General features: G+C 66.9%; 21 protein-coding genes and 2 tRNA genes. 14 read left to right on the forward strand and 9 right to left on the reverse strand.

The window, feature by feature from the left end; genetic code table 11:
• The first annotated feature begins 10 nt into the window (after positions 1 to 10).
• Positions 11 to 238, forward strand: coding sequence for a DUF3618 domain-containing protein (locus tag AC5Y4T_RS21820; RefSeq protein ID WP_499916672.1), 228 nt, complete (start codon positions 11 to 13; stop codon positions 236 to 238).
• Here AC5Y4T_RS21820 and AC5Y4T_RS21825 read toward each other — a convergent pair.
• On the reverse strand, positions 225 to 1,964 hold the full coding sequence (locus tag AC5Y4T_RS21825) for a DUF3556 domain-containing protein (protein WP_499955309.1): 1,740 nt from the start codon (positions 1,962 to 1,964) through the stop codon (positions 225 to 227). The two genes, AC5Y4T_RS21820 and AC5Y4T_RS21825, sit on opposite strands and share 14 nt — an antisense overlap.
• A 159-nt stretch (positions 1,965 to 2,123) precedes the next feature.
• Positions 2,124 to 2,390: a hypothetical protein gene (locus tag AC5Y4T_RS21830; protein ID WP_499915280.1), complete on the reverse strand. Its 267-nt coding sequence runs from the start codon at positions 2,388 to 2,390 to the stop codon at positions 2,124 to 2,126.
• Positions 2,391 to 2,572: 182 nt separating this feature from the next.
• Here AC5Y4T_RS21830 and AC5Y4T_RS21835 point away from each other — a divergent pair, with 182 nt between their 5' ends.
• Positions 2,573 to 2,965 carry a heme-binding protein gene (locus tag AC5Y4T_RS21835; protein ID WP_499955311.1) on the forward strand — a complete coding sequence of 131 codons (393 nt, stop codon included), beginning with the start codon at positions 2,573 to 2,575 and terminating at the stop codon, positions 2,963 to 2,965.
• 139 nt (positions 2,966 to 3,104) lie between these two features.
• Positions 3,105 to 3,398 (forward strand): hypothetical protein, encoded by a 294-nt coding sequence (locus AC5Y4T_RS21840; RefSeq protein ID WP_499916674.1) that lies wholly within the window; start codon positions 3,105 to 3,107, stop codon positions 3,396 to 3,398.
• Between the two features lie 68 nt (positions 3,399 to 3,466).
• Here the strand turns inward: AC5Y4T_RS21840 and AC5Y4T_RS21845 are convergent.
• Positions 3,467 to 3,539 (reverse strand) — tRNA-Lys (locus tag AC5Y4T_RS21845).
• A gap of 207 nt (positions 3,540 to 3,746) precedes the next feature.
• Positions 3,747 to 4,985 carry a GNAT family N-acetyltransferase gene (locus tag AC5Y4T_RS21850; RefSeq protein WP_499955313.1) on the reverse strand — a complete coding sequence of 413 codons (1,239 nt, stop codon included), beginning with the start codon at positions 4,983 to 4,985 and terminating at the stop codon, positions 3,747 to 3,749.
• A gap of 207 nt (positions 4,986 to 5,192) precedes the next feature.
• Between AC5Y4T_RS21850 and AC5Y4T_RS21855 the strand changes: the two genes are divergently transcribed.
• The 3 genes from AC5Y4T_RS21855 (at position 5,193) to AC5Y4T_RS21865 (ending at position 9,932) form a co-directional block, all read left to right on the forward strand.
• Positions 5,193 to 7,580, forward strand: a complete 2,388-nt coding sequence (locus tag AC5Y4T_RS21855; protein ID WP_499955315.1) for an MMPL family transporter — start codon at positions 5,193 to 5,195, stop codon at positions 7,578 to 7,580.
• Between the two features lie 75 nt (positions 7,581 to 7,655).
• Positions 7,656 to 8,558: a DMT family transporter gene (locus AC5Y4T_RS21860; protein ID WP_499955317.1), complete on the forward strand. Its 903-nt coding sequence runs from the start codon at positions 7,656 to 7,658 to the stop codon at positions 8,556 to 8,558.
• A 162-nt stretch (positions 8,559 to 8,720) separates the two neighbouring features.
• Positions 8,721 to 9,932, forward strand: a complete 1,212-nt coding sequence (locus tag AC5Y4T_RS21865) for a L,D-transpeptidase (protein ID WP_499955319.1) — start codon at positions 8,721 to 8,723, stop codon at positions 9,930 to 9,932.
• Positions 9,933 to 9,998: 66 nt separating this feature from the next.
• Here AC5Y4T_RS21865 and AC5Y4T_RS21870 read toward each other — a convergent pair.
• Both AC5Y4T_RS21870 and orn read right to left on the reverse strand, forming a co-directional pair.
• Positions 9,999 to 10,074: transfer RNA gene (locus tag AC5Y4T_RS21870), tRNA-His, on the reverse strand.
• Between the two features lie 55 nt (positions 10,075 to 10,129).
• Positions 10,130 to 10,777: an oligoribonuclease gene (gene orn / locus AC5Y4T_RS21875; protein ID WP_499916675.1), complete on the reverse strand. Its 648-nt coding sequence runs from the start codon at positions 10,775 to 10,777 to the stop codon at positions 10,130 to 10,132.
• Between the two features lie 176 nt (positions 10,778 to 10,953).
• On the opposite strand from orn, the gene AC5Y4T_RS21880 reads away from it, so the two are divergent.
• Complete coding sequence (locus AC5Y4T_RS21880) at positions 10,954 to 12,534, forward strand: helicase HerA-like domain-containing protein (RefSeq protein ID WP_499955321.1); 1,581 nt, start codon at positions 10,954 to 10,956, stop codon at positions 12,532 to 12,534.
• Between the two features lie 3 nt (positions 12,535 to 12,537).
• Here the strand turns inward: AC5Y4T_RS21880 and cmrA are convergent, their stop codons facing one another.
• Entirely contained in the window at positions 12,538 to 13,344 is an 807-nt protein-coding gene (cmrA, locus tag AC5Y4T_RS21885) for a mycolate reductase (RefSeq protein ID WP_499915294.1), read from the reverse strand.
• A 69-nt stretch (positions 13,345 to 13,413) separates the two neighbouring features.
• On the opposite strand from cmrA, the gene AC5Y4T_RS21890 reads away from it, so the two are divergent.
• Positions 13,414 to 14,766, forward strand: a complete 1,353-nt coding sequence (locus tag AC5Y4T_RS21890; protein ID WP_499955323.1) for an MFS transporter — start codon at positions 13,414 to 13,416, stop codon at positions 14,764 to 14,766.
• A gap of 16 nt (positions 14,767 to 14,782) precedes the next feature.
• Here the strand turns inward: AC5Y4T_RS21890 and AC5Y4T_RS21895 are convergent, their stop codons facing one another.
• Both AC5Y4T_RS21895 and AC5Y4T_RS21900 read right to left on the reverse strand, forming a co-directional pair.
• On the reverse strand, positions 14,783 to 15,559 hold the full coding sequence (locus AC5Y4T_RS21895) for an MmpS family transport accessory protein (RefSeq protein ID WP_499915298.1): 777 nt from the start codon (positions 15,557 to 15,559) through the stop codon (positions 14,783 to 14,785).
• A 63-nt stretch (positions 15,560 to 15,622) separates the two neighbouring features.
• Positions 15,623 to 16,279: an SACE_7040 family transcriptional regulator gene (locus tag AC5Y4T_RS21900; RefSeq protein ID WP_499955325.1), complete on the reverse strand. Its 657-nt coding sequence runs from the start codon at positions 16,277 to 16,279 to the stop codon at positions 15,623 to 15,625.
• A gap of 182 nt (positions 16,280 to 16,461) precedes the next feature.
• Here AC5Y4T_RS21900 and AC5Y4T_RS21905 point away from each other — a divergent pair, with 182 nt between their 5' ends.
• From AC5Y4T_RS21905 to pdhA, 6 genes are all read left to right on the forward strand, one after another.
• A complete protein-coding gene (locus tag AC5Y4T_RS21905; RefSeq protein WP_499955327.1) occupies positions 16,462 to 18,060 on the forward strand; it encodes a carboxyl transferase domain-containing protein in 1,599 nt (532 codons plus the stop codon).
• Positions 18,061 to 18,065: 5 nt separating this feature from the next.
• Positions 18,066 to 20,081 (forward strand): acetyl/propionyl/methylcrotonyl-CoA carboxylase subunit alpha, encoded by a 2,016-nt coding sequence (locus AC5Y4T_RS21910; protein WP_499955329.1) that lies wholly within the window; start codon positions 18,066 to 18,068, stop codon positions 20,079 to 20,081.
• Positions 20,078 to 21,244, forward strand: coding sequence for an acyl-CoA dehydrogenase family protein (locus tag AC5Y4T_RS21915; RefSeq protein ID WP_499955331.1), 1,167 nt, complete (start codon positions 20,078 to 20,080; stop codon positions 21,242 to 21,244). Before AC5Y4T_RS21910 ends, AC5Y4T_RS21915 begins: the two co-directional genes overlap by 4 nt.
• A gap of 49 nt (positions 21,245 to 21,293) precedes the next feature.
• Entirely contained in the window at positions 21,294 to 21,791 is a 498-nt protein-coding gene (locus tag AC5Y4T_RS21920) for a MaoC family dehydratase (RefSeq protein WP_499915307.1), read from the forward strand.
• Positions 21,788 to 22,609 carry an HpcH/HpaI aldolase/citrate lyase family protein gene (locus AC5Y4T_RS21925; protein WP_499915309.1) on the forward strand — a complete coding sequence of 274 codons (822 nt, stop codon included), beginning with the start codon at positions 21,788 to 21,790 and terminating at the stop codon, positions 22,607 to 22,609. Before AC5Y4T_RS21920 ends, AC5Y4T_RS21925 begins: the two co-directional genes overlap by 4 nt.
• A 249-nt stretch (positions 22,610 to 22,858) precedes the next feature.
• Positions 22,859 to 23,858: pyruvate dehydrogenase (acetyl-transferring) E1 component subunit alpha (gene pdhA / locus AC5Y4T_RS21930; RefSeq protein WP_499955333.1), on the forward strand; the 1,000-nt coding region annotated here is incomplete at its 3' end.

Consider the following 23,858-nt stretch of genomic DNA (forward strand, 5'->3'; position numbering starts at 1 on the left):
GGAGGACACAGTGGCGGACCGGGACCCCGAAGCCATCAAGCAGGACATCGACGTCGCCCGTGACCAGCTGGCGGCCACCGTCGACTCGCTTGCCGAGCGGGCCAACCCCCGGCGCCTCGCCGACGACATCAAAATCCGGGTGATCGGATTCGTGCAGAAGCCGGTAGTGCTGGCCTCGCTTGCCGGCGTCGGGGCCCTCGTAGTGGTGGTGGCGGTACGCCGCGTCAGGAATCGGTGACGCGACCGGTCTGGACGTACACCGGAATGTCGTCGGCCCAGGGCTGGTTGGTGGCCATGTCGTCGACGTCGCAGTAGCCGCGTTCGAATTCACCCGTCGCCGCGTCCACCAGCCGGTACTCCTGCCGCTGTCGGTGGATGGGCTGGGCGTCCAGGATGACGACCCGCACCTCGCCGGGCTCGAACCCGCATCGTTGTTGCAGCGCGTCGATCAGGCACTCGTTGTGCATGTGCCCGTCGCCGAAATTCCAGCCGAGAACCATTGAGCACAGGACTTCGCCCTCGCACAGGTTGTAATCGTCCTCGTCGTAGTCGGCCATGGCCCGGTGCGCCAGGGTCAGCAGTGCGCGTCCGTGCGTGTTCATGCCCCGGAACGCCAGGGCGAGGTGCAGGGGGATCAGGGTTTCCTCTTTGCTGCCGTACAACCGCTCGAGCTGCAGGTGCTGCATCGGGCCCAGGGCGCGCGAGCCGACGCGGAACTTCTCGTCGGCCGACGGCCGCACGCACCACAGCGTGGTGTCCCAGTTGCCGGCGTAGTACCGCATGCCCGGCAGGAACGAGACCTTGCGCGGGTACAGGTTCCCGAGCGCGACGGTGCCGGCGATGACCGCGAACAGGACGGCGATCGGCAGCGGGTGGGCGACGTCCGACAGCCCCAGGCGCGCGTGCGCGACGAACAGCCACAGCACCCCGAAGATCATGAACACGTTCCACTCCAGCGGCACACCCATCGGGAAGGCCAGCAGGATGTTCAGGTGGAAGACGATCATCACGAAGGCGGCGAGCGCCGTCGGCCACCCGCCGTGTGAGAAGAGCAGCACCAGCGGTACCAGACCCTCCACCGCGGTTGAGAAGTGCGCGATGAAGCCCGCCAACGCGCTGGGCCGCAGGTCGTCTGGGTGATGCTTGAACATCGACCGCTTGAGCGCGCCGGACGGGATGAACGGATTGTTCGCCAGCATCGTCGAGATCACGAACGGGAAGTGCTTGTTGAGCTTGGAGGTGGCCGCGCCGAGCCAGATCACCATGAACACGACCTTGGCCCCGACGACGATGTCCGCGCCGGCGAACAGGAACGTCAGCGCCAGCGGCGCATACACCTCGCCACGGGCTGCCAGGAAGATGACCTTGTCGCGCAAGCTGAGCGCCGCCAGCACCCCAAGGATCGCGACGGTCTGCCACCGAGGCAGCACGCCGATCATTGTGTCCAGGGCCGGAATCGGCCCGCTGCCAGCGGACAGCAGCGCGGACACGAGCAGCACCAGCAAAATGCCGTAGAGCAAAGCATCGAACGGGGTGCGGTTGCTGCCGTTGGTCAACGGCACCCGAGCGGGCCAGGGTGGCAATCGGATGGTGCCGGGCCGCAGCCAGTACAGGATCGATCCCATCGGGGGGAAGTAGCGCCCGGCCAATGGCCCGAAGCAGCAGCCGAGACCGATGACTTCGAACAGCATCGTGTAGAGCACGGCCTTCTGGAACACGATCGGCTCCGACCACCACGCGCCGACCTGTGTGAAGCCGCCGATGCCGGAGGTCGACCACGCGAACAGCCAGCCGCCCAGGATGTACAGCGCGATCTTCACGCCGTACATCACGTGCATCACCAGTGGGGTGCCGAACCCGTGCTCGGCGATGTGGCGCGCCATCGGGACGATCCGTTCGGCGCGTGAGCGCGTGCTCCATTCGGTCATGTCGACGACCGGCAGGTTGGGCCGGATGAACCCCATTGCAGCTCCTTCGACGCAGCGTGTCCCACGGGGCCTATCGGCGCCGACGGCGCCAATCGGTGCCAGCAAAAAGTTACCTGCAAGAGCGGCTATTGCGGCGGGATACGACGGCAAATGGTGCGCCGAAAATGGTGACGCCTCGCGACAACGGGCGACCGGCTACTCCCAGCCCGGCGGGTCGTTTTCGGCCATGTAAGCCTCCCAGGCGGCGCGTCGCATGGCCCGGGTGTGCAGGTCCTGACAGATCGCTTGTGCCTCGGCGGCGGTGCCGCCCCTGCCCAGGTCGTGGTGCACAAAGCCGTCATCGACGCGCTCGGCGCGGAAGCCGCCCGTCGAGACCGCGTGGACTCGATACTCGCTGCGGTCGTCGATGCTGGCTTGGAAGTGGCCCTCATGCGGCTCGACCCACTTCAGCTCAGTCTTCACACGTCTCCTCTGAAATGGTCATCGGAGCGATGGTAGGACTCGCGGGCCATTGCCGGTGCGACGAAATTCGCTTGATCCATTCGCCGTATCGCAGTGACGAAGCATCAACTCTGATTAGCTGAAGCTGCGCATCGACCGCCATCGTGTCGCGGCCAGTTAAGTACCGGATGGAGGAGGCAGTCATGTTCCTGTCAGAAATTGATCCGCGACGGGTGCTGTTCAGCGCGATCGGCGCCGGCGCGGTTACCGGCACACTGTTATGCGCTACTGCGGCGACCGCCGCAGCTGATCCCCCGCCACGGCCGCCCGACTGCACAGCTGCAAACGTGGCCAGTGTCGCGGCTGGTGTTGCGACGGCACTTTCGAGCTACCTGTTTCTGCACCCCGATGTGAACGATTTCTACACCGGCCTTCAGGATCAGCCCAAGGATCAGGTCCAGGGCGCTGTGCAGAATTACTTCAGCGCGAACCCGCAGGAGCAAGCCGACCTGGAGGGCATTCGTCAGCCGATGGTCGACATCAGGCAGCGCTGTCAGTGGACTCCATTGATTGGCCAGCCCGGCGTAACCCCGTGACCGGTAGGGCGCGGGTTCTGCTGACGAATTCGGGTCGACCGTGCGGTGACAGAAATATAATGCTGCCCAGCTCATTCATTGGCCCATCGGGCCAAGTGGAGCTGGCGGTCACACAAAGGAGATCGCGATGAAATTGTGGGTGCGGTCCTGGACTGTCGCGGGGATAGCGGTGCTGGCTCTGACGGCGATTCCTGAGCTCTATGCCGTCGTGGAGCCCACCGGTGTGGCCCACGCCGACGTATGCGCAAGCGCCGGCAGGCGTGTTTCGGTGAGTGGGTGTACCAACGTTGCCGATACGGTCAACAGCTTTGCCCCACCGCCGGACGCCTACGCGCCGTTGCCGGGGGATTTTCCGCCCCCGCCGCCACCCCCACCCCCGGTAGGGGTCTGCGTGGGAGCCGGCCGGCGAATCCATGTGAGTGGGTGCTTCTAAGAGCGCAACTTCGCCGGCCGATGGTCCGCCCCTGGGGGAGGGGTGGACCCCGGTGAACAACTCTGATGTGCGCCGTCAGGGTTTCGAACCCCGGACCCGCTGATTAAGAGTCAGCTGCTCTACCAACTGAGCTAACGGCGCTTGTGGTCGGTCGAGACCGCGTAGGCGACAATAACAGGCGTTGCGCTACGGAGTGAAATCCCGACTTCGTTCCAGGATAGCGGCCCGGCGGCGAGCAAGCCGGTAGGCGTCCGAGGTCGCCCTGGTCGGCCAGCGCCGGGCCGCCCCCGACTTTTGGCACGCCATCCCTTGTGCTGGTGAAGAATGCTGTCGCGCAACGAGATCGGCCTACAGCACCGTGCCGGTGTACGGTGACCGGTCGGTGCTGAAGGCAGCGTCCAGCTCACCCAACGCTCCTTGGCGCACCTCGGTGATGCGGTTGGCGCGGACAAGCTGGGCCGCCCGGTGTGCCCCCATGTAGATGGTGGCCAGGTCGGCCAGACCGATCTTGATGTCCGGTGGGCCCTCGTGGGGGGTGCATTTCCCGATGCCGTCGCGGGTCTGTAGCTGAAAGGTCCCTCCCGCAAGGTCGAGCGGGTCCGTGACTTCCAGCACGATGTCGGCATCGGCGGCATAGCTGCGCGCGCCGAGCGTTTCGGGAATGTCGTTGATGCGCACCCACAGAAAGTCGCTCACGCCTTTGGTTTCAGCGGCGCGTTGGTCGACGAGTTTAAGCGGTAGCGGATCGTCAGGAGCTACGTCGATTTCGATGCGATAGAACATCTCCAATACCAGGAGCGTCTGCAGCAGCTCGGTGTGCGCTTCGTCGGTGATTGGGCAGAAGTCTTCGACGACCACGGTGCCAAGCGGCGGACGGAACGCATGCTGCTGCGAGCCGACCACCCGGTAAGTCAAGAAACCGTCCGGATGGATCGTGTAGTGCAGCGCAGATCCGTTGCCGCGCTGGGTTGCTCGGTCGTCCAGGTAGTCGGCCCACCACTCGTCGTCGCGCGAGATCGCGCCAGTGGTTGCGGCACACCACCTTTCGTAGAGGTCGGGCAGCTGCCGCCGCGCCTCGGCGGTGTTGACCTCGCGTGCCCGAATCTGGCCCGGCGCGGCGCGCAACTTCGCAAAGCGGCGGTCAATGGAGTAGGTGTGGCTGTAGCTCGACACCCCGGCGCCGAAGCCGTCGTACATCGCTGTCTGCGTCGGAACGCCGCAAACGATGGGATAACCGCGCTCCAACAGTATTCCGAGTCCCTGGGCGCTGAGCTGCGCCCAAAGACCCTTGCCCTGATGCGTTGACGCAACGGCGATCATCGTCAGCCAAGCGACCCGCAACTGGGCGCCGCCCGGTGCGGTGAGCCGCGAGGGGTAGATGATGGACGTTCCGACCAGATTCGGATTCTCCGGATCGCAGACATCCTCGGCGATCAAAATGTTGTCGAGGCTGACACGACGTCGCCACGCCTCGAGGTCTGCTGGGCCCACCGGATCGCCGAAAGTCCTGGCCTGATTCTCGAAAACCGCCTGCCAGTCCGCTTCGGTGGGATGCCGAATATTGATGCCGTCGTCCTTATCGTCCATCGCACATCCAATCTGCTTGTAGCCCAGGCAAACCGGCACTGCGCACGCCGAATCCAGGTACCAAGTGTGCTTTTAGATTCGATACCCGAGCGCCAGCAGGTCAAACCTCGATCCCGGAGATCGCCGACGACGCGCCGCAAGGACGCCGATGTGAGCAATTCCATACTCGGCGGGTCAACCCGCGCGGTTTGGGGTAGGCGATACGCCATGCTGCAAGTGATCACCCGGCTTGCGATCGCCGCGCCGCGCCGCATCATCGCGATCGCCGTGTTGGTGCTGCTGGGGGCCGCGATTTTCGGGCTGCCGGTGGTCAACAGCCTGTCCGGCGGTGGTTTCCAGGACCCCACGTCGGAGTCTTCCCGGGCGAGCGACACCCTTCGCGACAAGTTCAACCAGACCGATCAGCAGATGCTGATCGTGCTGACTGCGCCGACCGGCGCCCTCGGTGCTCAGGCGCGCCAGGTCGGTACCGACATCGTCGACCAGCTAAAACGTTCGCCATGGGTGCTCAACGTGTCGTCAGCATGGACGTCGCCGCCCGCGGCCGCGGCCCAGCTGGTCAGCAAGGACGACAAGTCCGGAATGATCGTGGCCGGCCTCAGGGGCGGGGAAAACGACGCGCAGAAATACGCCCGTGCGCTGACGAAGGACCTGGTGCATGACCGCGACGGCGTCACGGTGCGCGCCGGCGGCATGGCCGTGGCGTACGCGCAGATCAACGACCAGAACCAGCGCGACCTGCTGTTGATGGAGTCCATCGCGATTCCGTTGAGTTTCGCAGTGCTGGTGTGGGTGCTCGGCGGAGTCGTGGCCGCTGCGATGCCGATCGTCTTGGGCACATTGGCCATCGTCTGCACAATGTCGGTGCTGCGGCTGATCAGCTTCGCCACCGATGTGTCGACCTACGCCTTGGACCTGAGCATCGCGATGGGCCTCGCCCTGGCCATCGATTACAACCTGCTGATCATCACCCGCTACCGCGAGGAGCTGGCGCGCACCGAGGGCCGCGACCGGAACCAGGAGCTGATGCGGACGATGGCCCGCCACGACGCGCTGATTCGGACCATGGCGACCGCGGGCAGGACGGTGCTGTTCTCCGCCACCACGGTGGGGCTGTCGATGGCGGTGATGGCGCTGTTCCCGATGTATTTCCTGAAGTCTTCCGCCTACACCATCGTGGCCACCGCGGCAATCGTCGCGATTGCGACCGTGGTCGTCACCCCGGCCGCCATAGTGTTGCTGGGGCCCCGATTGGACACGATGGATGCTCGCAGAGTGATGCACCGAATTCTGCACGGGCAGCGGCCCTTTCGTGACCACGCGCACAAGCCGCTGGTGGCGCAGTTCTGGTACCGCTCGACCAAGTTCGTGCTGCGCCGCGCGATGCCGGTCGGCCTGAGCGTCGTCGCGCTGCTGCTTTTGCTTGGGGTGCCGTTCCTGGGCGTGAAGTGGGGCTTTCCCGACGAACGCGTGCTTCCGCGATCGGCGTCGGCGCGCCAGGTCGCCGACATGCTGGACGACGATTTCGCCAACGGGTTGGGGACCTCGGTGTCCGTCGTCGTCCCCGACGCTCACGGCGTGACGCCCGGCGACCTGCAGCACTACGCCGCCCGGCTGTCCCGGGTGCCGGGGGTATCCGCGGTCACCGCACCGGCGGGGACGTTCGTGGCCGGAAATCCGGCGGGGCCGCCCGCCGCCCCCACGGGCATGGCCGACGGCAGCGCATTTCTCACGGTAAAAACCACCGCGCCGCTCTACTCGCGCGCCTCGAACACCCAACTCGACCGACTGCATCAGGTCGCCGGGCCGGCGGGACGGTCGGTCGAGATGACCGGACTGGCGCAGATCAACCGCGACAGCGTCGAAGCGATCACCAAGCGACTGCCGCTGGTGTTCGGACTGATCGCGCTCATCACCTTCGCGCTGCTGTTCCTGCTCACCGGCAGCGCGGTGCTGCCGCTGCAGGCAATGGTGTGCAACGTGCTCTCACTAACGGCGGCATTCGGGGCGATGGTGTGGATCTTCCAGGACGGCCACCTGGGCGCCCTAGGCACCACGCCCAACGGGACACTGAACGCCAACATCCCAGTCTTGTTGTTCTGCATCGCTTTCGGGCTGGCCATGGACTACGAGGTGTTCCTGGTCTCGCGCATCCACGAGTACTGGCTGGCATCGCAAGCCTCGCGCAGAACGCCACCGACCGCGGCCGAAGCGCGCGCCGCCACTGACGAGAGCACCGCGCTGGGCATCGCCGGCATCGGCCGGGTGGTCACCACCGCCGCGGTGGTGATGTCGATTTCCTTCGCCGCGTTGATCCCCGCGCATGTCTCGTTCATGCGAATGCTGGGCCTGGGACTCACGCTCGGTGTGCTCGTCGATGCCACCTTGGTGCGAATGGTCTTGGTGCCGGCCTTCATTCACCTGCTTGGCCGATGGACGTGGTGGGCTCCCCAGTGGTCGGCGTTGTTGCGGAACCGGTCCGCGACCGGCGAGGGCGAGGCCGTTGCGGTGGGCCGGGGCCGCTGGGCCGCCGATGCGCGCAGGGAGCCCGTGGCCAGCAGGTGGACTGCCGGAGCCGCGTCCGATCGTGGCTGATAAGCAAGATGCTCTGTGAGGGAAGGACTTTCGCATCACTAGTGCCTGAGTTGCCGGATATCGACGGAGATATTTATGACCCAATGGCATATCGCCGCACTGTTGGCGCTGAGTTCTGCGCTTTGCGTGGCGATCGGCGACGTCTTGCAGCAGCGCGCCGCGCACTGCATCGCCGACCGGGCGATCGGCTCGGTCGAATTGTTCGCCGGCCTGGTTCGAAATCAACGATGGTGGTGGGGCGCACTGCTTCTCGTGGCGAGCATCGCGCTACAGGCCGCGGCGCTCGGTGAGGGCTCGGTGCTGTTGGTGCAGGCGCTGCTGATGTCTTCGGTGCTGTTCGCGCTGCCCATCAACGCCAGGTTCCTGCACCGCAACGTGACCGCAGGCGAGTGGGTATGGGCCGCGTTGCTGACCACGGCGGTGATCGTGGTCGTGATCGTGGGCAACCCGCAGGCCGGGCATCCGGGCGCCTCCCTGCGAACCTGGACTGCGGTTGCCGCTGTCCTCGCGCCGCTGTTGATCGGCTGCATCGTGGCCGGCCGAACATGGGGTGGCGCCGCGGCGGCGGCGCTGTTCGCCTTCGCGTCGGGGTCGTTGTGGGGCGTCTTCGCGGTGCTCGCCAAAGAAGTGGTCGCCCGGCTCGGCGAGGGAGCGGCCGCGGTGACCCGGACCCCCGAGCTGTATGCCTGCATACTGGTCGCGCTGGGTGGCGTGGCGTGGAGTCAGTCGGCGTTTCGGGCCGGTCCGTTGACCGCGTCGATGCCGACCCTGCAGATGTCGCAGCCGGTGGTGGCGGCGGTGCTCGGCGTCGTCGTCCTCGGCGAGACGCTGAACACCGGTCGCGCCGGGGCGATCGCCCTGGTGGCGGCGGCGCTGGTGATGACGGCGGCCATCGTCAGACTCGCGCGCGTCGAGGCCGTCAACACCCGCGACATGGTCGACGAGCAGCGGCACGACGAGGTCGGCTCGCCGGCGTAGAACGGGCCCCGGCGGGCTCTGGACCACGCCTGAATGACGAATTCATTGCGGTGGTGACACCGATCGGCCGCCCGGGCTCGCATCCGCGGGGGAGTGTCGGCAAAAGCCAGTAGAATGCCTGCAGCTACCTGACTGGTCAGCGGTGACCAACTGGAGAATTACATGGAAGGTCACTGGATGACGCGTTTGCGGAGGCGACGATCGTGGCTGGTGGCCGCGATTATTCCGATTGCCGTGTTCAGCGGCGCGTGTACCGGCGACCACGCGGCGGCACCGGCGAAAGTCATCTTCGACAAGGGCACGCCACTGGCCGACCTGCTGGTGCCGAAGCTCACCGCCTCGGTGACCGACGGCGCCGTCGGTGTGACGGTGGATGCGCCGGTGACGGTGACCGTCGCCGACGGCGTGCTCGCCTCGGTCACCATGGTCAACGAGAACGGTAGGTCGATCAATGGGCAGTTGAGCCCCGACGGCCTGCGTTGGTCGACCACAGAGCCGCTCGGCTACAACAGGCGCTACACGCTGAATGCCAAGGCCACCGGCCTGGGCGGCGCGGCCAACAAGCAGATGACGTTCGAGACCAGCTCACCGGCGCACCTGACCATGCCCTACGTCAGTCCGGCCGATGGTGACGTGGTGGGCATCGGTGAGCCGGTGGCGATCCGCTTCGACGAGAACATCGCGAACCGCGCGGCGGCGCAGAAGGCCATCAAGATCACCACCAATCCTGCGGTGGAGGGCGCGTTCTATTGGCTGAACAACCGCGAAGTTCGTTGGCGCCCGGAGCGTTTCTGGAAGTCGGGGACAACCATCGACGTGGCCGTCAACACCTACGGGGTCGACCTGGGCGACGGGATGTTCGGCGAGGACAACGTCAAGTCGCACTTCACCATCGGTGACGAGGTGATCTCGACGGCCGACGACACCACGAAGACGGTGACCGTGCGGGTCAACGGTGATGTCGTCAAGACCATGCCGACGTCAATGGGCAAGGACAGCACCCCAACGGCTAACGGCATCTACATCATTGGTGGGCGGTTCAAGCACATCATCATGGATTCCTCGACATATGGCGTTCCGGTCAACTCGCCCAACGGATATCGCACCGAGGTCGACTGGGCCACCCAGATGTCTTACAGCGGCGTCTTCGTGCACTCGGCGCCGTGGTCGGTGGGCGCCCAAGGCCACACCAACACCAGCCACGGATGCCTCAACGTGAGTCCGAGCAACGCCGAGTGGTTCTACGACCACAGCAAGAGCGGCGACATCGTCGAGGTGGTGCATACGGTGGGGTCGACGCTGCCGGGGATCGAGGGCCTGGGCGACTGGAACATCCCCTGGGCGCAGTGGAAAGCGGGCAACGCCAACACCTGACGAAGCGGTCGGTTCTCGCGACTCCGGGTCAAAAAAGGTCAGGGAGCGGCAACGCTCCCTGACCTGTGGGGTGAGTGACGGGACTCGAACCCGCGACATTCAGGATCACAACCTGACGCTCTACCAACTGAACTACACCCACCACGACCGCCAGCCGACCTTCACGCAATGACGGTCAACGAGCGGCGACGTCGATACTAACCGGTCGGCGGCGCGCTGGCCGAATCGCTTGGCCCCGGTGCGTCTTTTCCGTCGCCAAGGGCGGCGACCACCGCCTCGATTTCGCTGGTAGACGGCCCCGGCGGCGAGACGAATGCGGTCTGCCGGTAGAACTGCAGCTCGCGAATGGACTCGTGGATGTCCGCCAGCGCGCGGTGGGCCAGCCCCTTGACCGGCTGGCCGAAGTAAATGCGCGGATACCAGCGCCGGCAGAGTTCTTTGATCGAGCTCACATCGATCATGCGGTAGTGCAGGAACGAATCCAGGGCGGGCATGTCGCGCACGATGAAGGCGCGGTCGGTGGCGATGGAGTTGCCGGCCAGCGGCGCCGTTTTGGGTTGTTTGACGTGTTCGCCGATGTAATCCAGAACCATTGCCTCCGCGGTCGCCAGGTCGACCGTGGACGCCCGCACCTGGTCGGTCAGCCCGGAGCGCGAGTGCATTTCGGTGACCACCTCGCCCATCGCCGCGAGCGCGGCATCGTCGGCATGGATCACTACGTCGACCCCGTCGCCGAGAACGTTCAAATCGGCGTCGGTCACCAGTGCCGCGATCTCAATGAGCTTGTCCGAACCCAGATCAAGCCCGGTCATCTCGCAGTCGATCCACACCAATTCGTCTCGCACAGCGCTCAGACTAGTGGCGATCGCAAGTGCGGCGAAGCCGGACGCGGCGGGTCGCCACCATCGGACCAGGCCCAGGTGACGCGCGCGCCGGACCTCGCCCCCGGAGAAGGTGGGGAAGTAGGGTGGAGCGTTGTCGAACTGCACGCCGAATCGTCGGGGAAGAGAGGCGCAGCACGATGAGCACCGATTCAGCGGCCACGGCCGCGACGCGGATCGCCGATGGATACGCCGTCGGCGGCCAGGCGCTGGAATTGGGCACCGTCGTCATCGACGGCGCGGCCGATCCGGCGGCCCAGATTCGCATTCCGCTGGCCACCATCAACAGGCACGGCCTGGTGGCGGGGGCGACCGGAACCGGCAAGACCAAGACGCTGCAATTGATCGCCGAGCAGCTCAGCGCCGCGGGCGTCCCCGTGCTGATGGCCGATGTGAAGGGCGACCTGTCCGGGCTGGCCAGGCCCGGCGAAGGTAACGACAAGACCGCCGCGCGGGCCAAAGACACCGGCGACAACTGGCAGCCGACGGGGTTTCCGGCCGAGTTCTTGTCGCTGGGCACCAAGGGAATCGGCGTGCCGATCCGGGCGACCGTCGACAGCTTCGGCCCCGTTCTGCTGTCAAAAGTGCTGGGGCTCAACGCTACTCAAGAATCGACGCTGGGGTTGATCTTCCACTGGGCGAAGGACCAAAACCGTCCGCTGGTCACCACTGACCATCTACGCGGCGCCATCGGCTATTTGACCAGCGACGAGGGCAAGGAAGCCCTGAAATCGCTGGGCGGCGTGTCGGCGACGACGGCGGGCGTGATCCTGCGCGCGCTGGTGAACCTCGATGCCGAAGGCGGGGACACCTTTTTCGGCGAGCCCAAGCTCGACCCGAACGATCTGCTGCGCGTCAATGAGCAAGGCCAGGGCATCATCTCGCTGCTGGAGTTCACGGGTCAGTCGGTGCGTCCGGTCATCTTCTCCACCTTCCTGATGTGGTTGCTCGCCGACCTGTACAGCCAGCTACCCGAGGTCGGCGATGTGGACAAGCCGAAGCTGGTGTTCTTCTTCGACGAGGCGCACTTGTTGTTCGCCGACGCGTCGAAGGCCTTCCTCGAGCAGGTCGAGCAGACCGTGAAGCTGATCCGCTCCAAAGGCGTCGGGGTGTTCTTCTGCACCCAACTCCCCACGGACATCCCCAACGACATCCTGTCCCAGCTGGGCGCGCGAGTTCAGCACGCGTTGCGGGCGTTCACACCCGACGACCAGAAGGCCCTCAGCAAGACCGTCCGCACCTACCCGAAAACCGATGTCTACGACCTGGAGTCGGCGCTGACGTCGCTGGGAATCGGGGAGGCGGTGGTGACCGTGTTATCCGAGAAGGGCGCACCGACGCCGGTCGCGTGGACCCGCATGCGGGTACCGCGCTCGCTCATGGCGTCGATCGGCAACGACGCGATCGTGGCCGCGGCGAAAAACAGTCCGCTGCAGGCGAAGTACGGTCAGACGCTCTCCCAGCCCGCGCAGCCCCCGTCCGCCCCGCCGGATCCGCAAGCCCCGCCCGCGCCGCAGCCGCCGCAAACCCGGTCCGAATACCCGCCGGTCCCGCCGAACGAGCCGGTTCCGCCGATGCCGGAGCCAGCGGAGCCGAAGGGCGCAAAAGGGCCGTCGATGTGGGAGGAAGTTCTGCAGAACCCCACCGTTAAAAGCGGCATCAACACCGCGATACGCGAAGCGGTGAAAGGCATCTTCGGTTCCGGACGCCGCCGGAAATAGCGCCTACCCGCCGCCGAGCTTCTTGTAGAACGCGCCCACGATCGGCGCCACGATGGCGCGCGGACCGTACCCGCTGGCCACCGACATGGCCTTCGACGTCAGGCCGGGAACGACGCGCATCTTGTTGCGCGCCAACGCATCCAGAGACACCCGCGCGGTGTGTTCGGTCGAGATCCACAGGAAATCCGGCACCAGCCGCTCGACGATCGAGGCCTCGGCGTCGTCGGGCAGGTCGGTGCGCACCGGGCCCGGCGCCAGCAGCGTCACATTGACGCCGGACCCGCGCAGCTCGCCGCGCAGCGATTCGCTGAAGGTGTTCGCGAAGGCCTTGCTGGCCGCATAGGTCGCGTTGTAGGGGATCGGCGAATTGCCCGCCGCCGAACCGGAAATCAGGATGCCGCCGGACCCACGCTCGACCATCCCCGGCAGCACCGCCAACGTAAGGTCATGCACCCCAAGGACATTCAGCTGCAACTGGGCCTTTTCACCGGCCGGATCGAGCGTGGCAACCGGGCCGAAGGTCGCGGTGCCCGCGTTGGCGCACAGGATCGAGATGGGCCGGGCTGCCAGCTCGTCGCACAGCTTCGCGCGTTCGCCCGGATCGGCGAGGTCGGCGGGGCGCACGTCGACGGTGACGCCGTACTTGCCGGTGAGGCGAGCGGCCAGGGCCGTGAGCAGGTCTTCGCGGCGGGCGGTGACGATCAGGCTGTGTCCGCGCGCGGCGAGTTCGGTGGCGAGCGCTTCACCGATGTTCTGCGAAGCTCCGGTGACAACGGCGCGCGCCTCGGGGCTTGGGGCGGGTAGGGGCATGCCGCCAATCGTAGACAGCGGTCCGAACGCGGCCCGCAGGCGATCGCGCGCGCCGATAGAGTGCCGGGCATGAGCCAGCCGGAGCCGCGGCCCGCCACCGCCGCGCGATCGCGCGTCGTGGCGTGGGCGCTCTGGGACTCCGGCTCGACCGGCCTGAACGCGATCGTGGCGACGTTCGTCTTCTCCGTCTACCTGACCAGCAGCGTGGGGGTGGGGATATCCGGCTCCACCACACCGGCGAGTTGGCTGGGCCGCGCGGCGGCCATCGCGGGGCTGACCGTCGCGGTGCTCGCGCCCGCCGTCGGCGTGTGGGTGGAGTCCGCGCATCGCAGGCGGGTGGCGTTGAGCGTGCTGACGGCCGCGGCGGTGACGCTGACCTGCCTGATGTTCTTCATCCGCGAGCGCCCCGGCTACCTGTGGGCGGGCCTGGCGCTCCTCGGGGCGACGGCGGCCTGCGGCGATCTGGCCAGCGTCCCCTACAACGCCATGCTGCGTCAGCTCTCGACGCCGCAGACGGCCGGGCGGATATCCGGATTCGGCTGGGCGGCGGGGTATGTCGGCAGCGTTGTGCTCCTGCTGGTGATCTACACCGGCTTCATCTCCGGATCCGGCAAAGGGCCCGACGCGACGCGCGGCCTGCTGCGAGTTCCCCTGCGGGACGGGCTCTATGTCCGTGAGGCGATGGTGGTTGCCGCGATCTGGTTCGCGGTGCTGGCGCTGCCCTTGCTGTTCGTCGCGCACCGGCTGACCGAGTCGTCGGAGCACCACCAGTCGACGAGCATGCTCGGCGGCTATCGCAGGTTGTGGACCGAGGTCGCCGCGGAATGGCGGCGCGACCGTAACCTGGTCTACTTCCTGTTCGCCAGCGCGCTCTTCCGGGACGGGCTGGCGGCGATCTTCGCGTTCGGCGCGGTGCTCGGCGTGAACGTGTACGGCATTTCGCAGGCCAACGTGCTGATCTTCGGGGTGGCGGCCAGTGTGATCGCCGCGGTGGGCGCGGTGCTGGGCGGGTTCGTCGACCACCGCGTCGGTTCAAAGCCCGTGATCGTGGCGTCACTGTTCGCGATCATCGTCCTGGGACTGACCTTGATGGCGCTGTCCGGGCCGGTGGCCTTCTGGGTGTGCGGGCTGGTGCTGTGCACGTTCATCGGGCCGTCGCAGTCGTCGTCGCGCGCTTTGCTGCTGCACATGGCCAAGCACGGCAGCGAAGGGGTGGCGTTCGGGCTCTACACCATGACCGGGCGGGCGGTGGCGTTCGTGGCGCCGTGGCTGTTCTCGCTATTCGTCGACGCCTTCGGTGCCGTGCGGGCCGGCCTGGGCGGAATTCTGCTGGTGCTGCTCGCCGGACTGCTGGCGATGCTGGCCGTCCGGGTTCCGCTGCGCGGCCCCGCCGTTGCCGAACCCGCGGCCGAGCCGTCGTAACCCGTTGGTGTAGCGCTTAGCCGCGGGCGTCGCAGACTGTCAGACCGCCGCCGACGCGCTTGCTGATCTGAACCCCGTCGATAGTGAGCGTGCACGTCACGCTGTGGCCGATGTTGACGATCGTGACGTTGGCCGGGTGGGTCGCCGATTTCGACAGGCTGACCTCCTTGCTCCACGGCAGCGCGACGTTGAATTCGGTCTGGATGAGGCCGCCGGTATCGATGTACATGATGCTGATCGCGCGCCCCTCACCCGAGACTGTGTAGACGACGTCTTGCATCGCCGCCGGCCCGGTGGTCTCGGGCGGCGACTCGGGGCCGCTGGTCGGCGGTATCGGGGCCGGAATGAGCGACGGCGTCCGGTGCGTCGAGGTCGTCGGGGTCTCCGTGCTCGGCTCCGGCATCGCCGGCAACGGCGGGACGGCGGTCTGGGTCTTGATCGCGTCGTTCGCCAGTACCAGCGCAATCACCAAGGCGACGACCAGCAGCACCGCCGCGCCGGCGCCGATCCACAACCATCGCGACGACCTCGGGCCGCCCGGCGGCGGGGGAGCCATGCCCGTCGGCATGTCGGCCGACGGAGGAACCTCTTGCTGCCAGTACGCCGGCAGCGGCCTGGTCGGGTTCGTCTCGTTCGGGGTGGCTGCCCAGGGCGGCGTCGTCCCGCCGTAGCTCTGCGCGTACGGCGTCTGGTCGGCGTAAGCGGGATCAGCGGAGGGCGAATACCTCGGCTGCTGTGGCCCCGGCTGCGATGTGGGAAACCGCTCGGTGGGACGTGAATCGTTCATGTCCACCTCATGGCTTGCAGGGTACCTGGACGCGGTTGTCAACGGGCTGAGCCAGCCTACGACGGACGCTCAGGGGCACTGATTTCCGGCGGTGAGCGCGGCGACCGTCATCGCCCGCATGACGGTGCGCGACCTCGCGGCGCGGCCGGATTTGCCGCGCAAAGTATCGGCGGGCTTGACGCTGTGCGGTGTCGAATTCAGCAGGCCGAACACGGCGTGCGCGGTCAGCCGGGCATCGGCCTCGGCCAGCTCGGGATTCAGCTCGCGCAGCACCCCCACCCAGACCTCGACGTATTGACGCTGGGCTTTGCGCACCTGCTTTTCGGCGGCCTCGGGCAAGTACGCGAGGTCGCGATCCTGAATGCGAATGAGGTCGGGTTCGTTGAACACGAAGTCCAGGTGGAAGTCGATCAGCCCGTCCAGTGCGGCGGCCGCGTCGGTGCTGTCGGTCTGCACCTGCCGGGCGCCGGCGAGCAACCGGGTGCTGATGCCCACCAGCAGCTCGACCAGCAGCGACTCCTTGTTCGGGAAGTGGCGATAGATGGCCGGACCGCTCACCCCGGCCGCCGCGCCGATGTCTTCGAGCCGCACCGCGAGGAAACCGCGCTCGGCGAACAGCCGTTCGGCGGCGGACAGCAGTTGCAGGCGACGGTCGGACTTCAACTGGCTGCGGCGATTTGGGGCGTCGACGGGACCGGCCCGCCCCTCGGAGGAGGACGCTGTCATGACGGACCTCCGCTTGGTCAATTGGCCCTAACGTAGCACGAGTTATTCGCGATTAACTCGCGGCTTTCGCCAAGCGTGGTCCTGCCTGGACCGGCAACAGCGGGAATGGTATTCTCACTCCTTGAGTTAATCGGCATTAACTCAAACTCCGATCGCACGACGGCAAGGAGGCTGCTGCGGCGATGGACAACGTGGTGACCTCGCCCGTCAAGGCCGAGGCGTCGTTCTCCGGTGGGCACCGCCGGCTGGTGGGGGAATTGAACGCCAAGCTGGCGGCGGCGGCGTTGGGCGGAAACGAGCGCGCCCGGGAGCGTCACGTCAGCCGCGGCAAGTTGCTTCCCCGCGAACGGGTCGATCGCCTGCTCGACCCGGGCAGCCCGTTTTTGGAGCTCTCGCCGCTGGCCGCGGACGGCATGTACGGCGACGAGTCGCCTGGGGCCGGGATCATCACGGGCATCGGACGCGTTTCGGACCGCGAGTGCGTGATCGTCGCCAACGACGCGACGGTCAAGGGCGGCACCTACTACCCGATGACGGTCAAAAAACATCTGCGCGCCCAAGAGGTGGCGCTGCAGAATCGGCTGCCGTGCATCTACCTGGTGGACTCCGGGGGCGCGTTCTTGCCGCGGCAGGATGAGGTGTTCCCCGACCGCGAGCATTTCGGCCGCATCTTCTACAACCAGGCGACCATGAGCGCCAAGGAAATTCCGCAGGTTGCCGCGGTGCTCGGCTCGTGCACGGCCGGCGGCGCGTACGTGCCGGCGATGAGCGACGAGGCGGTCATCGTGCGCGAGCAGGGCACGATCTTCTTGGGTGGTCCGCCCTTGGTCAAGGCGGCGACCGGGGAGATCGTGTCGGCCGAAGACCTCGGCGGCGGCGACCTGCATTCCCGGGTTTCCGGGGTCACCGACCACCTCGCCGAAGACGACGAGCACGCCCTGCGGATCGTCCGCGCGATCGCGGCCACCTTCGGCCCGCGCCAGCCCAGCCCGTGGGACGTGCGATCCCCGCTCCCGCCCAGGTGCGCGCAGACGGAGCTCTACGACGTGGTGCCACCCGACCCGCGGGTGCCCTACGACGTGCACGAGGTCATCGTGCGGCTGGTCGACGGCGGCGAATTCAGCGAATTCAAGGCCAATTACGGCAAGACGCTGGTGACCGCGTTCGCCCACATTCACGGCCATCCGGTGGGCATCATTGCAAACAACGGCGTGCTCTTCAGCGAATCGGCCTTGAAGGGTGCGCATTTCATCGAGTTGTGCGACAAACGCAAGATACCGCTGCTGTTCTTGCAGAACATCGCCGGCTTCATGGTCGGTCGCGACTACGAGGCCGGCGGCATCGCCAAGCATGGGGCCAAGATGGTCACCGCCGTTGCCTGCGCGCGGGTGCCCAAGCTGACCGTCGTGATCGGCGGATCCTATGGGGCGGGCAACTATTCGATGTGCGGGCGGGCGTATTCGCCTCGCTTCCTGTGGATGTGGCCGAACGCCCGCATTTCGGTGATGGGCGGCGAACAGGCCGCATCGGTGCTGGCGACCGTGCGCGGGGAGCAACTCGCCGGTGCGGGCAAACCGTGGTCGACCGACGAGGAAGAGGAGTTCAAGGCTCCCATCCGCGAACAGTACGAAAGTCAGGGCAACCCCTATTACTCCACGGCGCGGCTGTGGGACGACGGCATCATCGACCCCGCCGACACCAGAACCTTTGTCGGACTGGCTCTTTCGGTGTGCGCCCAAGCACCGCTGGAACCCGTCTCCTACGGCGTCTTTCGGATGTGAATGCAGTGTTCGAAACCGTATTAGTGGCCAACCGCGGCGAGATCGCGGTGCGGGTGATCCGAACCCTGCGTCGGCTCGGCATCCGCTCGGTCGCCGTCTACAGCGATCCCGACGCCGGCGCGCGCCATGTGCTCGAAGCCGACGAGGCGGTGCGGCTGGGACCCGCGGCGGCCCGCGAAAGTTACCTGAACATCGACAGGGTCGTCGAGGCGGCCGTGCGCACCGGCTCCCAAGCGATCCATCCGGGGTATGGATTCCTGTCTGAGAACGCCGATTTCGCCGCCGCCTGCGAGCGGGCCGGAGTGGTGTTCCTGGGGCCGCCGGTCCGGGCGATACAGGTGATGGGCGACAAGATCACCGCCAAGAATGCGGTTGCCGCGTTCGACGTCCCGGTGGTGCCCGGCGTCGCCAACCCGGGGCTAAGTGACGACGAGCTGGCCGCGGCCGCGGACGAGGTCGGGTACCCGGTGCTGATCAAACCGTCGGCGGGCGGTGGCGGCAAGGGCATGCGGCTGGTGGACGAACCGGGCAGGCTGCGCGAGGCGCTGGTCGGGGCGCGACGCGAGGCCGCTTCGTCGTTCGGCGACGACACACTGTTTCTGGAACGATTCGTGTTGCGGCCCAGGCACATCGAGGTGCAGGTGCTCGCCGACACGCACGGCAACATTGTGCACCTCGGCGAACGTGAGTGCAGCCTGCAGCGCCGCCACCAGAAGGTGATCGAGGAGGCGCCTTCGCCCTTGCTCGACGAGGCGACGCGGGCGCGCATCGGGGCGGCCGCCTGCGATACCGCGCGCAGCGTTGACTACGTCGGCGCCGGCACGGTCGAGTTCATCGTCTCCGCGGCGCGGCCCGACGAGTTCTTCTTCATGGAGATGAATACCCGCCTGCAGGTCGAGCATCCGGTCACCGAGGCGGTCACCGGGCTGGACCTGGTCGAGTGGCAGCTGCGGGTGGCCGCCGGCGAGAAGCTGGCGTTCGCCCAGGACGACATCGAATTGCGTGGGCACGCGGTCGAGGCGCGGGTGTACGCGGAGGATCCGGCGCGGGGCTTCCTGCCCACCGGCGGGCGGGTGCTGGAGGTTTCCGAACCGTCCGGTGACGGCGTGCGGGTCGACTCCTCGCTGTTGACGGGCACGCTGGTCGGCAGCGACTACGACCCGATGCTGAGCAAGGTGATCGCCCACGGAACCGACCGCGGCGAGGCGCTGACGAAGCTCGACCGCGCGCTGAGCCGAACCGTGATCCTGGGTGTTCAAACCAATGTCGAATTCCTCCGATTCCTGCTCGCCGACGAGCGGGTGCAGGCCGGCGACCTGGACACCGCGCTGCTGGACGAGCGCCTGGCGGACTTCGCTCCGCTGCCGGCTCCCGATGACGTGCTCGCCGCGGCCGGTCTCTATCGGCAATCGGCCCTGGCTTTGCGCGCTCGCCGCTTCGGCGACAATCCCTGGGCGGCGCCGACCGGATGGCGGGTCGGCGGTAGCCCGGCACCGGTCCGCACCGACATGCGCACCCCGCTGCGCAGTGCGACGGTGTCCGTGCGGGGCTTGCCCGAGGCGGCCACGGTACAGGTCGGCGAGGGTCAAACCCATTCCGCCGCCGTGCATGTCGAGCCGACGCGGATGAGTATGACGCTCGACGGTGTGCGCCGGGACTACCGCTGGGCCGAAGCCGACCGGCACCTGTGGATCGCCGACGAGCGAGGAACCTGGCATGTGCGTGAAGCCGAGGAGAACAAAATCCACCGCGCCGCCGGCGCGCAGCGGGCCGAGATCGTCAGCCCGATGCCCGGCAGCGTGATCGCCGTTCAGGCATCCTCGGGCACCGGCGTTTCCGAGGGCGAGGTGGTGGTCGTCGTCGAGGCGATGAAAATGGAACATTCGCTTGCCGCACCGGTCTCCGGACAGGTGGAAGTACTGGTGTCCGTTGGTGATCAGGTGACGGTGGACCAGGTGCTGGCCCGACTGGTGCCCGAAGAATCCAGCGCGGCAGCCGATTCGAGTAAGGACGCATCATGACCACATCCATCACCGCGGGGACGTTGCCCAAGGAATACGAGGATCTTCGCGACACGGTCGCCGAGTTCGCGCGCACCGTGGTCGCGCCGGTGTCGGCCAAACACGACGAGGAGCACAGCTTCCCGTACGAGGTCGTCGCCAAGATGGGGGAGATGGGCTTGTTCGGCTTGCCGTTCCCCGAGGAATACGGTGGCATGGGCGGTGACTACTTCGCCCTTTCGCTGGCGCTCGAGGAACTCGGCAAGTTCGACCAGTCGGTGGCGATCACCCTGGAGGCCGGCGCCAGCCTCGGCGCCATGCCCATCTATCGGTTCGGCACCGAGGAGCAAAAGCAGAAGTGGTTGCCGGACTTGACCGCCGGCCGCGCCCTCGCCGGCTTCGGGCTCACTGAAGCCGGGGCGGGCTCGGACGCCGGCGGAACCCGCACCACGGCCCGGCTCGACAACGGCGACTGGGTGATCAACGGCAGCAAGCAATTCATCACCAACTCCGGCACCGACATCACCTCACTGGTCACCGTCACCGCCGTCACCGGAACCGCCGCCAACGGCAAGAAAGAGATCTCGTCGATCATCGTGCCCAACGGCGCACCGGGGTTCACCGTCGAACCGGTGTACAGCAAGGTCGGCTGGAACGCGTCGGATACGCACCCGTTGAGCTTCGACGACGTCCGCGTCCCGGAGGAGAACCTGTTGGGTGGCCGGGGCACCGGCTACTCCAACTTCTTGTCCATCCTGGACGAGGGCCGCATCGCGATCGCCGCGCTGGCGACCGGGGCGGCGCAGGGCTGCGTCGACGAAAGCGTCAAGTACGCCAAGGAACGCCAGGCGTTCGGCCAGCCGATCGGCGCCAACCAGGCGATCAGCTTCAAGATCGCGCGGATGGAGGCGCGTGCCCACGTCGCGCGGACCGCCTACTACGATGCGGCCGCAAAGATGCTGGCGGGCAAGCCCTTCAAGAAGGACGCGGCAATCGCGAAGATGATCGCCTCGGAGGCGGCGATGGACAACGCCCGCGACGCGACCCAGATCCACGGCGGCTACGGCTTCATGAACGAATATCCGGTGGCGCGCCACTACCGCGACAGCAAGATCCTCGAGATCGGCGAAGGGACTACCGAAGTGCAGCTGATGCTGATCGCGCGATCGCTTGGACTGTCATGACGCGCGCCGGCGACGATGCAGAGTCGAGCGATGAGGAGGAGCGGCGCTCATGACGGATGCCAAGTCGGTTGTCCAGCGCGGCTTGTGGTTTGAGGAATTCGAGATCGGGACAACCTATCTGCACCGGCCCGGCCGGACGATCACCGAGGCCGACAACGTCTTGTTCACCACGCTCACCATGAACACTCAGTCGCTGCACCTCGACGCGGCCTGGGCCGCCGAACAGCCCGGGTTTCGCGGCGAGCGACTGGTGAACTCCATGTTCACCCTGTCCACGCTGGTCGGGTTGTCGGTGTCGCAGCTGACGCTCGGCACCATCGTGGCCAACCTGGGCTTCTCCGACGTGTCTTTCCCCAAACCCGTCTTCCACGGCGACACCCTGTACGCGGAGACCGTGTGTACGGGCAAGCGGGAATCGAAAAGCCGTCCCGGCGAAGGCATCGTCACCCTCGAGCACACGGGACGCAACCAGCACGGCGACGTCGTCGCCCGCGCCGTGCGCACCACTCTGGTGCAGAAGCGCCCGAGCAACCAGGAGACCGCGTGAACCTGCAAGCCGCCGGCCCGGGATGGCTTTTCTGCCCGGCCGACCGCCCCGAGCGTTTCGCCAAGGCCGCAGCGGCCGCCGATGTGGTGATCCTCGACCTCGAGGATGGCGTGGCCGAGGCCGACAAGCCCGCGGCGCGTAAGGCGCTGCAGGAGACACCGCTGGACCCGGAACGCACCGTCGTGCGGGTCAATGCGGCCGGCACCGCGGAATACCCTCTCGATGTCGAAGCGCTCGCCGGCACCGCGTACACGACGGTGATGCTGTCCAAGACCGAATCGGCCGCGCAGGTCACCGGTCTCGCGCCACGCGAGGTGATCGCGCTGCTGGAGACGCCGCGCGGGGCGGTATTCGCCACCGAAATCGCGGCGGCACAGGGCACCGTGGCGCTGATGTGGGGCGCCGAGGACTTGGTGGCCACGCTGGGCGGGAGCTCCAGCCGCAAGGCCGACGGCACCTACCGCGACGTCGCCCATCACGTGCGGTCGACAGCCCTGCTCGCGGCGTCTGCCTTCGGCCGCATGGCGCTCGACGCGGTGCATCTGGACATCCGGGATCTCGACGGCCTGCGAGAGGAGGCCGAGGACGCCGTCGCGCTGGGCTTCGGCGGAACCGTGTGCATCCACCCCAGCCAGATCCCGGTGGTGCGCGAGGCGTACCGCCCCACCGAGGAGCGACTGGACTGGGCGCGACGGGTCCTGACGGCGGCGCGGTCCGAGCGCGGCGTCTTCGCCTTCGAGGGACAGATGGTCGACTCACCCGTGCTCAAGCACGCGCACATGACGTTGCGCAGGGCGGGTGAGACCGTCCCTGAGTGACGGCTGCCGCATTACCACCGGACGGGGGCTGGACGCCGAAGCGCGACACGCTGTGCCGTCGCCGCAATCAACCGGTCTCCTCCGGTTTGAGCGCATAATGGTGAGTACGTCAGTGTCGCGGCGAGCGAAGCCTTTCGTGTAGCTGGCGATCGATCTCCGCTCGCGGTAGATCCCGGCTGACCGTTTGCCGGGATCCGCTGTGGTCCAGTGGACCACGCGGCACCCGACGAGGGAGGCGGTGTGGCGCAGATGTCTTCGACGCCCATGACTGTCGATCTCGAGCCGATACAACTCGTCGCGCCCGATGGTTCGCCGACGTCCGAAAACCGCTACAGCCGTGGGCTTCCCGCGGAGACGCTGAGCTGGCTCTACGAGATGATGGTGATCACCCGCGAACTGGACGGCGAATTCGTCAACCTCAAGCGGCAAGGCGAGCTGGGGCTGTACGCCTCGTGTCATGGTCAGGAGGCCGCACAGGTTGGCGCCGCGGCGTGCCTGCGCAAGACGGACTGGCTGTTTCCCCAATACCGGGAACTCGGAGCGTTTTTGGTGCGCGGCATCCCGCCCGGACACGTGGGCGCGGCGTGGCGCGGAACCTGGCATGGCGGTCTGGACTTCACGAAGAAATGCTGCGCACCGCTGTCGATTCCGATCGGCACCCAGACCCTGCACGCCGTGGGTGCGGCGATGGCCGCCCAGCGCCTGGGCGAGGACTCGGTGACGGTGGCCTTCCTCGGTGACGGCGCCACGAGCGTGGGCGACGTGCACGAGGCGCTGAACTTCGCGGCCGTGTTCGGCACGCCGTGCGTGTTCTTCGTGCAGAACAACCAATGGGCGATCTCGGTGCCGATCGCCAAACAGACCGCCGCGCCGTCGCTGGCGCACAAGGCGATTGGGTACGGCATGCCAGGAATCCGGGTGGACGGCAATGACGTGCTGGCCTGCTTTGCGGTGACGGCCGAGGCCGCCGCCCGAGCCCGCGCCGGCGGCGGGCCGACATTGATCGAGGCGGTCACCTACCGCTTGGCCCCACACACCACATCCGATGATCCGACTCGATACCGGACGCAAGACGAGGTCGACCACTGGGCGGCGCTCGAACCGATCGCGCGGTACCGCAGCTACCTGCTAGGCCGGAGCTTGTGGTCGGAACGGTTGGAGGAAAGGGTCGTTGGCCGCGCTAAGCGGATGCGGGCCGAATTGCGCGACGCGGTGTTCGATGCGCCCGATTTCGACATCGACGAGCTGT

The organism is Mycobacterium sp. NGS11, from assembly GCF_059813315.1.

Excerpts from the sequence above, each read along its gene's own strand:
- AC5Y4T_RS21825 (WP_499955309.1), bottom strand. The coding sequence starts at position 1,964 with ATGGGGTTCATCCGGCCCAACCTGCCGGTCGTCGACATGACCGAATGG.
- AC5Y4T_RS21835 (WP_499955311.1), top strand. The coding sequence starts at position 2,573 with ATGTTCCTGTCAGAAATTGATCCGCGACGGGTGCTGTTCAGCGCGATC.
- AC5Y4T_RS21850 (WP_499955313.1), bottom strand. The coding sequence starts at position 4,985 with ATGGACGATAAGGACGACGGCATCAATATTCGGCATCCCACCGAAGCG.
- AC5Y4T_RS21855 (WP_499955315.1), top strand. The coding sequence starts at position 5,193 with ATGCTGCAAGTGATCACCCGGCTTGCGATCGCCGCGCCGCGCCGCATC.
- AC5Y4T_RS21860 (WP_499955317.1), top strand. The coding sequence starts at position 7,656 with ATGACCCAATGGCATATCGCCGCACTGTTGGCGCTGAGTTCTGCGCTT.
- AC5Y4T_RS21865 (WP_499955319.1), top strand. The coding sequence starts at position 8,721 with ATGGAAGGTCACTGGATGACGCGTTTGCGGAGGCGACGATCGTGGCTG.
- AC5Y4T_RS21880 (WP_499955321.1), top strand. The coding sequence starts at position 10,954 with ATGAGCACCGATTCAGCGGCCACGGCCGCGACGCGGATCGCCGATGGA.
- cmrA (WP_499915294.1), bottom strand. The coding sequence starts at position 13,344 with ATGCCCCTACCCGCCCCAAGCCCCGAGGCGCGCGCCGTTGTCACCGGA.
- AC5Y4T_RS21890 (WP_499955323.1), top strand. The coding sequence starts at position 13,414 with ATGAGCCAGCCGGAGCCGCGGCCCGCCACCGCCGCGCGATCGCGCGTC.
- AC5Y4T_RS21900 (WP_499955325.1), bottom strand. The coding sequence starts at position 16,279 with ATGACAGCGTCCTCCTCCGAGGGGCGGGCCGGTCCCGTCGACGCCCCA.
- AC5Y4T_RS21905 (WP_499955327.1), top strand. The coding sequence starts at position 16,462 with ATGGACAACGTGGTGACCTCGCCCGTCAAGGCCGAGGCGTCGTTCTCC.
- AC5Y4T_RS21915 (WP_499955331.1), top strand. The coding sequence starts at position 20,078 with ATGACCACATCCATCACCGCGGGGACGTTGCCCAAGGAATACGAGGAT.
- AC5Y4T_RS21920 (WP_499915307.1), top strand. The coding sequence starts at position 21,294 with ATGACGGATGCCAAGTCGGTTGTCCAGCGCGGCTTGTGGTTTGAGGAA.